The organism is Gulosibacter massiliensis (assembly GCF_900626105.1).
In the GTDB taxonomy this organism is placed as follows: Bacteria; Actinomycetota; Actinomycetes; order Actinomycetales; family Microbacteriaceae; genus Gulosibacter; species Gulosibacter sediminis.
Genome location: NZ_UYZX01000002.1, coordinates 191,157 through 205,120, shown reverse-complemented (window position 1 = coordinate 205,120; position 13,964 = coordinate 191,157). Strand labels below are relative to the sequence as shown.

Genomic DNA, 13,964 nt, shown 5'->3' with positions numbered 1-13,964 from the left:
TTGGGGGAGCATTATGACGACCTTCAGGGCAACGCTCGCACTTCGGCCCCTTGTGGCCATCGCCGCCGTTCTCGGACTCATCGGCGCCGTCTTCTTCGGCGCCGCGATGGCCATGGCCACGAACAAGGGCACCCAGTCCGGTGTCTCGACCGAGGGCTGCAATGTCGCCTGGAACACGACCGCGGTCATGGACGAGGACCTCAAGAACGATGACGCGGAGTACCCGGGGCTCATGACGAGCGTCGACGGCACCCCGACGGACTCGTTCGTCAACGGCGGGTACATCAAGGAGGTCAACCCCGTCCTCGGTGACCCCGGCCTGTTCGAGATGAACCACTTCTACTACGGCAGCGGTGACACGCTGACGCAGGTGTGGCGCATCCCGACCGCCACCGACTCCACGATCCTCGACGCGAAGGTCACCTTCACGCTCCCCACCGAGGTGAAGGACCTCAAGGTCACCTTCGACTCGACCTCGACGAACGCGAACATGGTGAAGTGGGGCGGCAACTACGCGAAGTACACGTGGGCGTCGCAGGCCACCGCCGTCGACAACGGGAACGGCACCTGGACCGTCGACCTCGGCGACCTCGTCGCCGGCACCGGCACCGTCTACCAGTTCATGGTCGAGCTCGGCGGCAGCAACTTCACGCCGGCCGACCGCTTCGTCGCCTCGGCCGACCTCACCGGCACCTACGCCCCCGGCACGAACGGTGGCAAGTGCCCGATCACGGACGCCCCGGCCAAGCCGACGCCGACGGCGGACCTCGAGGCCTGCACGGCCGAGTTCCTCGGCCAGACGCTCTGGAGCATCTACGACCGCGACATCACGGTGCGCGACAAGGTCACCGGCGTCGACGGCGACGACACGCTCGGCGAGGTCAACGCCGACGGCTGGGGCGCGAACATCGGCGCCGACGGCTGGAAGAGCGGCGCTGAGCGCAGCCTCCGCCTCTACGCCGCGACGACGCAGGAGCTCACGAACGTCACGTACACGATCGACGCCGTCCAGGGCATGACCTTCGGCAACGTCTCGACGACGGCGGACACCCCCGGCGCCGGCCAGCTCCAGAAGAACGGCTACACCGCGAAGGTCGAGGGCGTGACGATCGAGAAGGTGAGCGACACGCAGATCGTCGTCACGATCGAGCGCATGCCGGCGAACTCGTCGCTCTCGTTCAACGCGGCCGCCGTGCTCGACGGTTCGGAGCAGACCCTCGCGCTCAACCACCGCCTCAACGGCGACGTGGCCGGCTGCGAGCAGCCGGAGCCCACGACCGAGTCGAAGATCGTCGACGAGGTTCCGAACTGCGAGGACAAGACCGTCACGGTGAAGACCGAGACCGCCACGACCACCTACGTGTGGAACCCCTCGACGCTGAAGTTCGACAAGGAGACGACCACGGAGGTCACCGAGTCGGTTCGTCCCATGACCGAGGATGAGATCGCCGAGTGCCCGACCCCGTCGCCGACGGACACCCCGACCGACACGGCTGCGCCGACGGACACCCCGACCGACACGGCTGCGCCGACGGACACCCCGACGGTGACCCCGACCGACACGGCCACCCCGACGGTCGTCCCGACCACGACGGACACCGACGCCCCGAAGCCGTCCGACTCGGCGAAGCCGACCCCGGTCAAGCCGATCGACACGGACAAGCCGGGCTCGGGCCTCGCGACCACCGGTGACGAGGGCTTCCCGGCGCTCGCCGCGATCTCGGCCGCGCTCGTGCTCGCCGGCGCGGGCATGCTCACGCTGGTCCGCCGCCGCCAGGCCTAGCGGTCACCGCACCCACGAAGGGGCGTCGGATCTTCACTGATCCGGCGCCCCTTCGGCGTGAACGGGATGCGGTTCACCGCCGTGTCGCAGGCCGTCTCGCTACGGTGAACCCATGGAGTTCGAAGCGCTCGGTCCGGACATCTGGGTCGCCGACGGACCCACTGCGCTCGATCTCGTCATCGTTCCGTATCCGACCCGGATGACCGTGGTGCGTCTCGCGGATGGGGGCCTGTGGGTCTCATCGCCCATCGCGTCGAGCTTCGACGGTCTCGAACGGCTCCGACGACTCGGCCCGGTCGGCCACCTCGTCGCCGCGACTCCACGCCATATCTGGCGTCTCGAGCACTGGCACGAGCTTTTCCCCGAGGCGCGGCTCTGGACATGCGCGAAGGGCCCCGCGACGCTCGGCGGCCGCGATCTTCCCGCCGCGGTCCTGCGGAACCGCACGGCGACGCCCTGGCGCGAGGAACTCCCCCACGCCGTGTATCCCGGCATCGGATTCGAGGAGACGACCTTCTTCCACCGCCCGAGCAGAACGCTCCTCGTCGAGGACATCGTCCAATGCCACGAGCATCATCCCGCTCGGCCCGCGTTGAACCGACTGATCCGGTTCGGCGGCGTCGCCGCCCCTGGCGGCGTCCCGCGCGATGTCCGGGCGATCACTCGCCGTGACGCTGCGCGACGCTGGGCCGAACGGGTCCTGTCCTGGGACTTCGACCGACTCGTGATGGCGCACGGCCCGATCATCCGGACCGGCGCGAAGCGCTACCTCGAAGCGCGATTGGACTGGCTGCTCACGCCGCGTCGACGATGAGGTCGTCGTACTCCGGGTGCCGCTCGAGGAACGCCTGCGCGAAGGTGCACACCGGACGTACCCGCATCCCGCCCCGCGCCCGCACGTCGTCGAGCACGTGCCGAACGAGCGCCGACCCGACGCCCTGCCCTTCGGCCCACGATTGCACGACGGTGTGGAGAATGGTGAACTCATCGCCCTCGACCGAGTAGGCGACGAGCGCCGCGAGCTTGCCGTCACCGTGCGCCTCGTAGCGTCCGAGGTCGGTGTTGTTGGTGAACTCGAGATCCATGATGCTCCCTTGTGTGCTCGTGGACGGTGCCGACGGACCTGTCCTCAACGTGCCGCGAGCCTACGGCGCTCCACTGGGATGCGGATGCGAGCCCGCTCCGCTACTCCCGCCCGGAGCTGATCCAGCGAGGATCATCGGTGACGTTGCGGCCGCCGTGGACGCCCTCGGCGATCGAATCGAGGCGGTGCAACTGGTCGTCCGTGAAGCTCACGTCGCAGGCGCCGAGGTTCTCCCGCATCCGAGCGGACCGGCGGGAGCCCGGGATGGGTACGCAGCCGACGCCGATCTGTTCCGCCTTCCGAAGGAGCCATCCGAGCGCCACCTGCGCGTTCGTGGCGCCGATCTCCGAGGCGACTTCGGAGATCGTGGCGACGGCCCGCTGGTTCGCGTCCCATCCGGTGCCCATGCGCTCGGTGCGGCCGCGGAAATCGGTCGCGATCTGCTCGGGTGAGAGCATCCCCGTCAGGAATCCGCGTCCGAGCGGACTGTACGGGACGAACCCGATCCCGAGCTCGGCGCAGGTCGGCACCACGTGACGTTCGACGTCGCGCGACCACAGGCTCCATTCGGACTGGACCGCGGCGATCGGCGCGGTCGCGTGGGCGCGGCGCACTTCGTCGGCGGTGACTTCGGAGAGCCCGAGGTGGTGCACCTTGCCCGCGGCGACGAGGGCGGCCATCGCGCCGACGGTCTCCTCGATCGGCACGTCCGGGTCGGCGCGGTGCAGGTAGTAGAGGTCGATCGTGTCGACCCCGAGTCGTCGGAGCGACGCGTCGCAGGCGTCGACGACGTATTCGGGCCGGCCGTCGGTCGACTTCGCTCCTCGATGGCCCTCGCCGAGCGTGATGCCGGTGATGCCGAACTTCGTCGCCAATTGGACGTCGGAGCGGCGTCGGGCGAGCAACGGCGCGAGCATCTCCTCGTTCGTGCCTGCAGGTCCGCTGCGCCCCTCGACCGGCTTCCCGTACACGTCGGCGGTATCGAGGAACGTGATGCCGGCGTCGATCGATTCGTCGAGCGTGCGACGGGCTTCGTCGTCGGTGGTGCCGCCGTAGATGTGGCTCAGGGCCATGCATCCGAAGCCGATGGGGGAAGTCGTGAGCGTCCCGAGCGTGGTCATGGGGTGGGTCCTTCCGCATAGGTGGCGATCTTGTACTCGGTGGCGGCGAGAGCGAGCTGAAGCTCGCCGATCCGGCGACGCAGGGTGTCGCGGTGCTCGAGCATGAGGTCGAGGCGCTCGGAGACGGTCTGCGGCCCGGCGTCGACGAGGAGGAGGTAGTGTTGGAGGTCGGAGATCGGCATTCCGGCCGTCCGCATCCGGGTGATGAAGACGAGACGGCGGATCGCGCGCGCGTCGTAGCGTCGGTGGCCGGCCCGGTCGCGGGGCACGTCGACGAGCTCGATGCGCTCGTAGTAGCGCAGGGTGTGGGCCGTCACCCCGAGGTGTTCGGCGGTCGTGGCGATGTCCCACCATGTCGACGGGTCGTCCAGGGTGAGCCCTTGCAGGGCCTCGATCGACACCCCGCCCGGCGGGTCGGTGGCGAGCCGGAGGGCCCGCTCGAGATCGGTCGTCATGGCCATGACGCTACGGCTTCGAGCGCGCTCGAACGCAAGGAATCCGGTGCCGGTTCTGCGCCGGCGATCACCCGAGGAGCAGCACGAGCACCCAGATCGACACGGCGACCGTGAACACGAACCACAGCACCCCGGCGATGGCGAGGGTCGCCGCGGCCCAGCGGCGGCGCTCCGGCCACCACGGCAGCTCCCGCCAGCGGCGCACGGCGACGATGATCGAGGCGATCGTAAGACCGACGACGAGGCCGAACAGCCGCAGCGGCGCCCAGTACCAGGGCGCGGCGATGCCCCAGATGAGGAGCGAGCCGACCGCGCCGAGCCCCTGCCCGATGAGGCGCACCCGGCTGCGGCTGCGCACGGCGCCCCAGCCGAAGAGCCCCACCGCGAGCAGGCCCGCGACGACCCAGCCGATCGTGTCGGGGTCGATCGGAGGCGGGCCGGGCAGCGCCGCCGCGTCGGCACCGAGGAGGACGAGGCCCGCGCCGGTGACGTCGTGCTCGGTGTTCGTGAGCACGATCGCGGCGGCACCCGCCTCGCGGTCGATCGCGAGCATCGTGCGCGTGCCGCCGGTGCCGCCGTTGTGCCACGTGATCCCGCCGGCGTCCATCCATGCGAGGCCGACTCGGAGTTCGCCCATGTTCGTGGGCCACCGCTCGCCGAGCGCGTCGAGACCCGGGGCGGTGCCGTCGAGGATGGCCGTCGCATAGCGGACGAGGTCGTCGGCCGTGGTGGTGACGCCGAGGCCTGCGGGCGCGTACCCCGCGCCGTTCCAGGGCTCGTTCACCCGGCCGTTCGCCTGGTGCGGCTGCAGGACGTCGGGCGCCGGCGAGGCGAGGTCGATTCGCGTGTCGGCCATGCCGAGCGGGTCGAGCAGCCGGTCCTGCACGAGGGCGGCCCAGTCCTCGGCGCCGGTCGCGCGGGCGAGGGCGTGGCCGAGGAGCGCCGCGCCGAGGTTCGAGTACGCGAACTCGCCGCGTCCGGGCAGCTGGCTCGTGCGGGCGGCGGCGGCGACGAGATCGGCGAGCAGCGCGGTGTGCGAGGCGACGGCCGGCGCGAGGGCACGGAGGTGCTCGGGCGTTTGCGCGCTGCCCGGCAAGTTCGGATGCGGGATGGTAGTCGTGTGGGCGAACGGGCCGTCGCTCGGGGCGGGTGCGGTTACAGGCGCCGCGACGCGGATGTTGCCCTGGTCGAGGTAGTAGCAGGCGCGCGTCGCCATCGGGTCGCCGTAGACGTCGAGCTCCTCGCCGCGCAGCACGAATGCGACGAAGCGGCCCGAGAGCCACGTGACGAGTTCGTCGACACGGGTGCGGGATGCGCCGGCCGCCAGATCAGCGCGGGCGGCGGCGACGAGATTGCCGGCCACGGCGTCGCGGCGACTGGCCACCGTCGCGCGCCGAGCATCCGCGTCGCTGCGGGCCGTGCCGCCGGGCGCATCCGTCGCCGGGGCGAAGGCATGGCCGAGGATCAGCACGGCGCAGCGCTCCCCCACCGCCTGCCGATGCTCGAGGTCGGGGTCGATGGCGAAGTGCCAGTCGTCGAGGGTGAGCCGCTGCCAGCGCTCGCGCGGTAGCTCGGGCTCAACGCCGCGGATGCCGATGAAGCCCTTCGCGAAGACGTTCTTGTAGCCCCAGTGCTTGTACGCCGGCTTGAGCTGCTGCTCGTGGCGGTGGAACTTGCGGATGGCCGCGAGCCGGCGCGGTTCGGGGTCGCGCGCATCCTGGCCCGAGCGCTGGCCGCCCGCGCCGAGCATCCGCCTCGCCGCCGCCGCGAGCGCGCGCACCCGGCTAGGCACGGGCACCCGGGGCGTGGTCGTCGAGCACACGCTCGAGAATCTCGAGATAGCGCGTCGCGAGGCTCGAGTACGCAACGTGTTCGCGCGCCCACTGCTGGCCAGTGTCGCCGATCTCGAGGCGCTCGGGCTGTTCGATAAGGGCTTTCCAGACGCCGACGAGGTCGTTGACGTTGCCCGGCTGCACGACGGTACCGGCGTGCGCCTCGAGCAGAATGCCTGCGCTCTCGCCCGCGAGGATGCCGGTGATGTGGCGCCCCGTCGAAAGCAGCTCGTAGAGCTTCGAGGGGATGGTCCAGAGGAACGGCTCCCAGTCGCGCAGCGAAACGATGGTCGAGTCGGCCCAGGCGTAGTGGTGCACCACCTCGTTCGGCGGCACGCGGTCGAGGATCTCGACCGGCTCGCCGAGTTGCGCGTTGAGCTGCCGCAGTGCCGGGGCCTCGTGGCCCGCGCCCACGATGCGCGCCGCGAGGCGATAGCCCTGCTGGCGCAGGATCGCGGCCGCGCGGATGATGAGGTCGAGGCCCTGGCTGCGTCCGAGGTTGCCGATGTAGAGCACTCGCAGCTCGGGGTGATCGGCGTCGCGGGCCGGCACTTGCTCGTAGGTTTCGGGCACGGTGCCGTTGCGGATGATCTCGAGGTGTTCGACACCGCGCTCCTCGAGCACGCCGGCGAACGCGCTCGTCGTCGTGACGACCTGCCCCGCCGAGAGTTGCGCGCGCGTGACCGATTCGTGGATGCGCCGCTTCACCATCGCGACCGGGCCGCGGCCGTTCGCGAGACCGGGCGTGTAGGTGACGAGGTCGGGCCAGGCGTCGCGCATCTCGGTGATGACGGGCAGGCTGAACTTACGGCCGAGCCAGTTGCCGGCGTAGATCGTCTCGATGGCGGGGGCCGTCGCGACGATGATGTCGGGGCGGATGCGGTCCTTCTTGATGAGCTGCGCCGCGCGGCGGGCGGTGGATGCGGCGGCCGTCGTGTGGTCGAAGGTGCGCGTGATGATGTCGCCGCGGTGCGGCAGCCAGCCGCTGCGGAATACCTCGACGCCGTGCTCGGTCGTCATGTGGCTGCCGGCGCGATAGGTGCGGCGGTAGTGTTTCGCAAGCTTGCCCGACGGGTAGTGCGGCGGCGGGGTGATCACCGCGACCTCGTGCCCGCGCTCGACGAACTCTCGCGTGAGCGCGCCCCAGCGTCGCTGCGGGGCACCGTCTTCGGGGGCGAAATAGTGGGTCAGCAGTAAAACCCGCACGTATCCCCTCCTCTTCGCTCCCGAGTGCTCGTCGTTTCAGAATACGGGGTGCCTACCATGGCGTGGAACGACCATGGGATACTGCCGTCATAGAACACGAGGAAGCGAACCGCGCCGAGCCCCGTCAGCGGACCCGCGCACAGCGCCGTCGCCGCAACGTCTGGATTGCCATTGGCTCGGTATTCCTCGTGCTGGTGCTCGCGGCCGGCGCCGCGATCGACTCGGTGTACGCGCGCTGGGGCAACACCGAGACGATTCAGGATGCGTTCCCCGACGAGACCGTGCGCCCCACCGAAAACACGAGTGGCTCGATGAACATCTTGCTGCTCGGCTCTGACTCGCGCGACGACCAGACCTCGACCGAACTCGACGGCACCGGGTCGCGCGCCGACACGATGATCGTGGCGCACATCCCCGCCGACCGCTCGGGCGTGCAGATGATGTCGATCATGCGCGACTCGTAGGTCGACGTTCCGGGCTACAGCATGAACAAGATCAATGCGGCGATGGCGTACGGCGTGCCGCTCGTGATCCAGACCGTGGAGGGCATCATTGACCAGCGCATCGACCACGTCATGATGGTCGACTTCGAGGGGTTCAAGGACATCACCGACGCGCTCGGCGGCGTGTCCGTGAACAACCCGACCGAGTTCACCTCGGGCTCGCCGACGAACGAGCACTTCCCCGCCGGGCAGATCACGCTCTCGGGTGACCGGGCGCTCGCGTTCGTGCGCGAGCGGTACGCGTTCACCGACGGCGACTACCAGCGCGTCGAGAACCAGCAGCTGTTCTTGAAGGCCGTCGCCGACAAGATGCTGAGCCGCGACGTGCTGACGAACCCGATCACGCTGAACTCGCTGTTGAACTCGGTGGTGCCGTACATTGCGCGCGACTCCGAGCTGACCGTGAACACCATGGTTGAGCTCGGCACGAGCATGGCGTCGGTCAAGAGCAGCGACATCACGTCGTTCACGCTGCCGACGAGCGGTACCGGCGATGAGGGCGGCCAGTCGGTCGTCTACGTCAACGACGCCGAGTTGCCCACCGTGCAGCAGCACTTCGCCGACGACACCCTCGCCGGCTACGACCCACCCGCGCGGTAATTCTCTGCTTGCGTGACGTTGGCGGCCGGCCGATGGGTCAGGCGTCGAGGCCGAGCGTCTGCACGACGTGCCAGACGCGCTCGCGCTGCGCCGCATCCAGGCCCTGAATGGGCAGCGGCAGGCTGCGCTCCGGCGCGAGACCGAGGTGCTCGGCGATCGCCGCGACCACGCGCAGGCTGCCGCCGAGTTCGGCGAACAGCTGCCACAGCGGCGCGAGTCGCTCTGAGGCGGCGGATGCTCCGGTCGCGTCGCCGGCGAGGGCCGCGCGGGTGATCGCGAGCGCGGGCTTGGGCAGCGTTCCGCCGATCACCGAGTACCAGACGTCGCAACCGGCGCTGAGTCCGGTCGCGGCGAACGCGTCGCCCGAGATGCCGATGGTGACGTGCTCGGGAATGCCGGCGCGGATCTCGGCGACGCGGGCTCGCACCGCCGCGAGGTCGCCCGGCACGCCGGGGATCTTGATCGACGCGATACCCGGCAGCTGCGCGATGCGGCCGTAGAGCTCGGTCGTGAAGGTGAAGTGTGTGGTGCCGGGATTGTCGTAGACGACGACCGGCAGTTCGCTCGCGTCGGTCACGGCGCGGAACAGCTCAAACACGTCGTCGTGTGTGAGCGGCTGGTACGTCATCGGGGCGAGCAACACCGCCTGCGCGCCGGCCCGCGCCGCATTCTCGACGTTCTTCAGCACATCCGAAGTGCGTAGCGCGCCGACGCCGACCGCGACCGGGGTCTCGCCAGCGTGCTGCACGGCCAGCTGCGCGACCCGGGCGCGCTCTTCAACCGAAAGGTACGCGTACGAGCCGGTCGATCCCAGCGCGGTGATCGCATCCACGCCCGCGGCCGCGAGGCGATCGACGAGGCCGGCGAAGGCGCGCTCGTCGACGCGGTCGTCGGCGAGCGGGGTGAGCGGAAACGCGTTGAGGCCAGTGAACACGGTGATCTCCTGAGGGGTAGGCGGTGGGTTGGATACTAGGCGGGCTACGAGCCCGGCGTCGGGGCGTGCTCGATGCCGAGCGTCGGGTTGCCGTAGACCGACTGCACCTCGGCGATGACGACGCGGTACTCGCCGAGCCACTCGCCGTGTCGGCGTTTCGCGAGCTGGTGGGTGTCCATGCCGACGAGCTGCTTCAGCGCATCCATGTCAGCCCAGTAGTAGACCTCCGAGTAGAGCCCGGTCTCTTCGTTGTGCCAGGCCTCCTCGCCGAGGAATCCGGGGATCTCGCGCGCTCGGCGGGCGATCTCGCCGTCGATGCGGTGAAACTCGTCGGTGAGCTCGCCCGTCTCGAAAATGAACGTCGAGCTGTATTTCGGGGTGGATGCGGTGGTCACTCGGCGTCCTTTCGCGGGTTCTCGTGCAGCCAGGCAAGCACCTGCTGCGCGTGGGTGTTCGGTGGGAAGATCGGGTAGAAGACGTGCTCGACGACGCCGTTGGTGACGATGAGCGTGAGGCGACTGTAGAGGCGGTCGTGGCCCTCTGCCGCGAAGGTCGGCAGGTGCAGGGCGTCGCCGAGCGCGAACGCTTCGTCAGAGAGCATTGGGAACGGCAGGCGCAGGCGGTCGACGACCTCGGCCTGGTAGTCGGCGTCTTGGCTCGAGAGGCCGAACACGCGGGTGACGCCGGCGTCGCGCAGCTCGGTGAAGTGGTCGCGGAAGTTGCAGGCCTCGGTCGAGCAGCCGCGCGCGCCGGGAATCGCATCCCAGCCCTCGGGCAGGTCGACGCCGGGGCGGCCGGTGAGCGGATAGAGGTAGATCACGACGCGACCCGGAATCGGCTGGTCGAGGCGCAGCTGTTCGCCGTCGCTCGTGGGCAACGTGAGCGGCGGCAGCTTGAGGCCCGGCAGGTGGGCGGCCGCGCCGTCGTCATCGGGCACCGGCAGGCCGTCGGGCAGGATGGTGTAGTCGGTCACGTCGGGCTCCTTTGCCTCGTGGTGGTCGCTGAACGTTCGGGCCGCGCTCTCGTTGAGCCGCGTCTGCAGGTCGTTGCGGCGCCGCGTGAGCTCGGCCAGGACGCCGTCGATCTCGGCGATCGCGTCGCGATAGACCGCGAGCGAGCTGACGCATTCGTCGCCGTGCTCGTGGCCCGCGTCGAGGCACTCGAGAAACGGCGTGGCGCGGGCGGGGGCTATGCCGAGCGCCGCGAGTTTGCGGATCTCTTGCACCGCCTGCACGTGGTGCTCGCCGAACGTGCGGTAGCCGTTGTGCTCGCGGTCGGGCGTGATCAGGCCGATTTGCTCGTAGTACCGCACCGCCTTCACCGTGGCGCCGGCGCGCTGCGCGAGTTCTCCAATACGCATCTCAACCTCCACAGCCAAGGTAAACCTTGACCCCAGGGGCAGAGTCAACTTGCGGGAAGCAATTAGCGCCGCGGCGAGGCAGTAGCGGTCTACGGCTGATGGCTCGCCGCGGCGCTAATGGCTGCGGCTGGGCGGATGCGCTGGTTACGGGCGCGGTCCGGCCGGGGGCTGCGGGGGTCGGCCTTGGCTCGGGGCCGAACCCGCGCCCGGCGTCGAACCTGCACCGGGTGCCGAACCCGCGCTACCCGCCGCGGCCTGCTGCTCGCGGCGCCACGCCTCTTCGGCGGCCAGCACGCGCTGGGTCTGCGGGTCGAGGGCGCGGCCAGTGCGGCGCGCATCCGCGGCGTGCATGTGCGCGGCCGCCACCGTCGCGCGGGCCTGCGCCTCGAACCAGCGGTGCGAGGTGTCGTCCTTCGCCGCGCGGATCGCGAGCTTCGAGAGCTCTTCGTGCAGCCCGTTGAGCAGCTCGCCCGACACGGCCGGGAGGATCGGGTGAATCGGCCCGGCAACGGTGTCGATGCGCACGTTGCCGACGCCCGACATCCGCTCGAGCAGCGAGGTGCGCGAGGTCACCGACTGGATGCGCTCGCCCGGCACCATCGCGATCGACCGAGTGAGCCAACCGGTGCGAATGTAGACGAGTCCGCCGTCGATGGCCCCGCCGATGAAGCGAATGCTGAACGGGTGCAGCCACCACGCGCGCATCGGCGCCGGCGTGAACTCGCGGTTGCGGCCGCCCTTGAAGCCCGACTCGAGCAGCTGCGCGGTGCGCGGGTTCATGTGCATCGGCATGACGAGCTGCAGCACGCGCTCGACCTCGTCGCGCGTGCCGACTGGCAGCACGATGAAGCGCTGCAGTGCGTTCTGCTGCTCCTGCTGCGAGGAACCCGTCCGCACATCCGCACGGTTGACGCGAATCGAGTACCACTTGAACGGCTTCCACAGCACCGGCTGCCGCACCTCAATCGCGTGGATGCGCCCCGGCGGCAGCGTGTCGTTCGTCTGGCTGAGGATGCCGCGGCCGATGCGCAAACCGTCGGGCGTGCCCGCGATCGTGTACTGCATGTTGCCGAGCGCGGTGCTGCCCGCCGAGACGAGGGTGATGAACAGGATGAAGCCGATCGTGCCGACCGAACCGAACAGCCAGGCGACGTCAAAGCCGAACGGCACGTCTCTGGGCAGGGCCGCCCCGAGGATGCCGCGCACGACGACGTAGCCGATGATGCTCGCGACGAGGAGGATCGCCGCCGCGAGTACGCCGCCGAGCGCCGCGGTCGCGGCCATGCGGGCGGGCTTCACGCGCACGACCGACTGTTCGGCGACCATTTCTGGGCTGAGTTCGGGCCCGGCGAAGTCCTCGACCGCGCGGTCAACGAAGGCGCTGAGCTGGCCGCGGCGCGGGGCCGGCGGCGGGGTCGCGCCCGGTTGCATCGGGGAGCCAGGGATGCCCGGCGCTGCGGGTCCACCGAACTGGCCTGGGGCCTGGGATGCGGGGGCCGCCGCCTGCTCGGCGAGCTGATGGCGACGCTCGGTCTGGCGCTTCTTGGCGCCGGATGCGCGGCGCAGAAGCTCGGCGCGCAGCCCGTTCGCCTGGTCGGCGTTGAGGTACTTCAGCGAGAAGCCGGCTTTGTCGCCCGCGCCCGACGTCTCAACGTCGGTGAGGTTGAAGATGCGCGCGAACACCGGGCGGTTGAGGTTGACCGACTGGAGGCGATCGAAGCGCACCTGGCGGTTCGACTTATTCAGCACGCCCTTGCGCAGTTCGAAGACCTCGTCGGTGAGCCGGAACTCGGTGTTGCGGTAACCGAGCCACGTGCCGAGGATCGCGAGCACAAACACGACAAACACGCCAACCAGCGTCAGCATGATGACAAAGCCAGGCAGGCCGTCCTCTGCCACGGCGGGCAGGAAGCTCATGAGCAGCACGATGCCGGCCCAGAAGAACGCGAAAATGCCGCCGACGATGTTGATCCATAGGGTGGCCGGATGCAGTCGGTGCCAGTGTCCGTCGGCGAGGTCGTCGCCGCGCCCAGGGGCCTGTGGTGGGAACTGCTGGGGGTAGCCCTGCTGGTGCTGTTGGGGCTGGCCCTGCTGCGGATGCTGCGACTGACCCGGGTACTGGCCGAAGCCCTGTTGCTGCGGCTGACCCGGCTGCTGCTGCGGGTTGCCCCGTTGCTGGCCGAATCCCTGGCGTGACTGCGAAGGCTGCTGCCCGTGGACCTGCTGCCCCGCGGGCTGCCCGTTCGGTGCCTGCTGGAACGTCGGCCGCCCGGGCGTCTGCCCGTATTGCGGCCCGGGCTGCTGCCCGAACGGCTGGTGCGCCGGGTACTGCTGCTGGTGCTGACCAAACTGGCCCTGCGCATCCGCGGGTTGCTGCCCGGCCCGACCCGACGCATCCTGGCCCTGGCCCCCGGCCTGAGCCTGCGCATCCTGGCCCCCGGTGGGCGCCGGTGGCCGCTCCTGCTCGAACTCGTCTGCCATTACAGACCAGCCCGTCGCGTTTCGGCGACGCGGATGAGGTGGTCGCGCAGTTCGTCGGCCTCGGTAGGGGTGAGGCCCGGGATGCTCACGTTCGTCGACGCCGCGGCGGTGACGGTGGTGAGCGACGCGATGCCGAGCATGCGGTCGAGCAGGCCGCGGCTCACGTCGATCACCTGGAGACGGCCGTACGGCACCGCGACGAGGCGTTTGGCGATGACGCCGCGCTTGAAGACGAGGTCATCCTCGCGCAGGGCGTAGCCGATGCTGCGCACGCGGATGAACGACATCGGAATCTCGATGGCCGCGATGACGACGAAGACAGCACCGATGATCCACCACGGGAACGGGCCAGGAATGAGGGAGAGGCCGATCGTGACGCCCACGAAGATCACCAGCCAGATGATGGCGCCGACCAAGGTGCGGAACGCGAGCTTCGGCGAAATCCTGCGCCATTGAATGCCGGGCGTATCGGGGAATTGCATTGGTGCCTCTCGACCTCGGGTGCGGTGTCCCGGGAAAGCCTAGCTACCCGCGCGGCTCCGCGGCGCCGGAATCATGCCTGCGATGGATGCTCGGTAGCGGCTCGCGCGAGTTGTTGACCGCCG

At 69.8% G+C, this 13,964-nt stretch carries 13 protein-coding genes and 1 pseudogene; 4 read left to right on the top strand and 10 right to left on the bottom strand.

The genetic code is table 11. From position 1 onward, the window contains the following. Window positions 1-13: 13 nt before the first annotated feature. Both EJL01_RS13015 and EJL01_RS10745 read left to right on the top strand, forming a co-directional pair. Window positions 14-1,783, top strand: a complete 1,770-nt coding sequence (locus EJL01_RS13015; protein WP_164509803.1) for a hypothetical protein — start codon at window positions 14-16, stop codon at window positions 1,781-1,783. 112 nt (window positions 1,784-1,895) lie between these two features. Then, on the top strand, window positions 1,896-2,597 hold the full coding sequence (locus tag EJL01_RS10745; RefSeq protein ID WP_125107647.1) for a DUF4336 domain-containing protein: 702 nt from the start codon (window positions 1,896-1,898) through the stop codon (window positions 2,595-2,597). Here the strand turns inward: EJL01_RS10745 and EJL01_RS10740 are convergent. From EJL01_RS10740 to EJL01_RS10720, 5 genes are all read right to left on the bottom strand, one after another. Continuing rightward, the gene (locus EJL01_RS10740; RefSeq protein WP_125107646.1) at window positions 2,578-2,868 is read right to left on the bottom strand and encodes a GNAT family N-acetyltransferase; all 291 of its coding nucleotides are present in this window, start codon (window positions 2,866-2,868) and stop codon (window positions 2,578-2,580) included. The two genes, EJL01_RS10745 and EJL01_RS10740, sit on opposite strands and share 20 nt — an antisense overlap. A 100-nt stretch (window positions 2,869-2,968) precedes the next feature. Continuing rightward, a complete protein-coding gene (locus EJL01_RS10735; protein ID WP_125107645.1) occupies window positions 2,969-3,988 on the bottom strand; it encodes an aldo/keto reductase in 1,020 nt (339 codons plus the stop codon). Then, window positions 3,985-4,443: a MerR family transcriptional regulator gene (locus tag EJL01_RS10730; protein WP_125107644.1), complete on the bottom strand. Its 459-nt coding sequence runs from the start codon at window positions 4,441-4,443 to the stop codon at window positions 3,985-3,987. The genes EJL01_RS10735 and EJL01_RS10730 overlap by 4 nt, the downstream gene beginning before the upstream one ends. Window positions 4,444-4,510: 67 nt before the next feature. Then, a complete protein-coding gene (locus EJL01_RS10725) occupies window positions 4,511-6,265 on the bottom strand; it encodes a serine hydrolase domain-containing protein (protein ID WP_125107643.1) in 1,755 nt (584 codons plus the stop codon). Next, entirely contained in the window at window positions 6,228-7,481 is a 1,254-nt protein-coding gene (locus EJL01_RS10720) for a glycosyltransferase family 4 protein (RefSeq protein WP_125107642.1), read from the bottom strand. The genes EJL01_RS10725 and EJL01_RS10720 overlap by 38 nt, the downstream gene beginning before the upstream one ends. A 62-nt stretch (window positions 7,482-7,543) precedes the next feature. On the opposite strand from EJL01_RS10720, the gene EJL01_RS10715 reads away from it, so the two are divergent. Then, complete coding sequence (locus tag EJL01_RS10715; RefSeq protein ID WP_125107641.1) at window positions 7,544-7,945, top strand: LCP family glycopolymer transferase; 402 nt, start codon at window positions 7,544-7,546, stop codon at window positions 7,943-7,945. An 18-nt stretch (window positions 7,946-7,963) separates the two neighbouring features. Then, a pseudogene (locus EJL01_RS10710) lies at window positions 7,964-8,584 on the top strand (LCP family protein); the annotation flags it as partial. Window positions 8,585-8,621: 37 nt separating this feature from the next. On the opposite strand, the gene EJL01_RS10705 reads toward EJL01_RS10710, so the two are convergent. The 5 genes from EJL01_RS10705 to EJL01_RS10685 form a co-directional block, all read right to left on the bottom strand. Further along, window positions 8,622-9,518 carry a dihydrodipicolinate synthase family protein gene (locus EJL01_RS10705; protein WP_125107639.1) on the bottom strand — a complete coding sequence of 299 codons (897 nt, stop codon included), beginning with the start codon at window positions 9,516-9,518 and terminating at the stop codon, window positions 8,622-8,624. A 44-nt stretch (window positions 9,519-9,562) separates the two neighbouring features. Further along, window positions 9,563-9,913 carry an antibiotic biosynthesis monooxygenase family protein gene (locus tag EJL01_RS10700; RefSeq protein WP_125107638.1) on the bottom strand — a complete coding sequence of 117 codons (351 nt, stop codon included), beginning with the start codon at window positions 9,911-9,913 and terminating at the stop codon, window positions 9,563-9,565. Then, complete coding sequence (locus tag EJL01_RS10695; protein ID WP_125107637.1) at window positions 9,910-10,878, bottom strand: MerR family transcriptional regulator; 969 nt, start codon at window positions 10,876-10,878, stop codon at window positions 9,910-9,912. The genes EJL01_RS10700 and EJL01_RS10695 overlap by 4 nt, the downstream gene beginning before the upstream one ends. Before the next feature lie 144 nt (window positions 10,879-11,022). After that, the gene (locus EJL01_RS10690; RefSeq protein WP_125107636.1) at window positions 11,023-13,359 is read right to left on the bottom strand and encodes a PH domain-containing protein; all 2,337 of its coding nucleotides are present in this window, start codon (window positions 13,357-13,359) and stop codon (window positions 11,023-11,025) included. Continuing rightward, complete coding sequence (locus EJL01_RS10685; RefSeq protein ID WP_125107635.1) at window positions 13,359-13,841, bottom strand: PH domain-containing protein; 483 nt, start codon at window positions 13,839-13,841, stop codon at window positions 13,359-13,361. Before EJL01_RS10685 ends, EJL01_RS10690 begins: the two co-directional genes overlap by 1 nt. Window positions 13,842-13,964 lie beyond the last annotated feature (123 nt).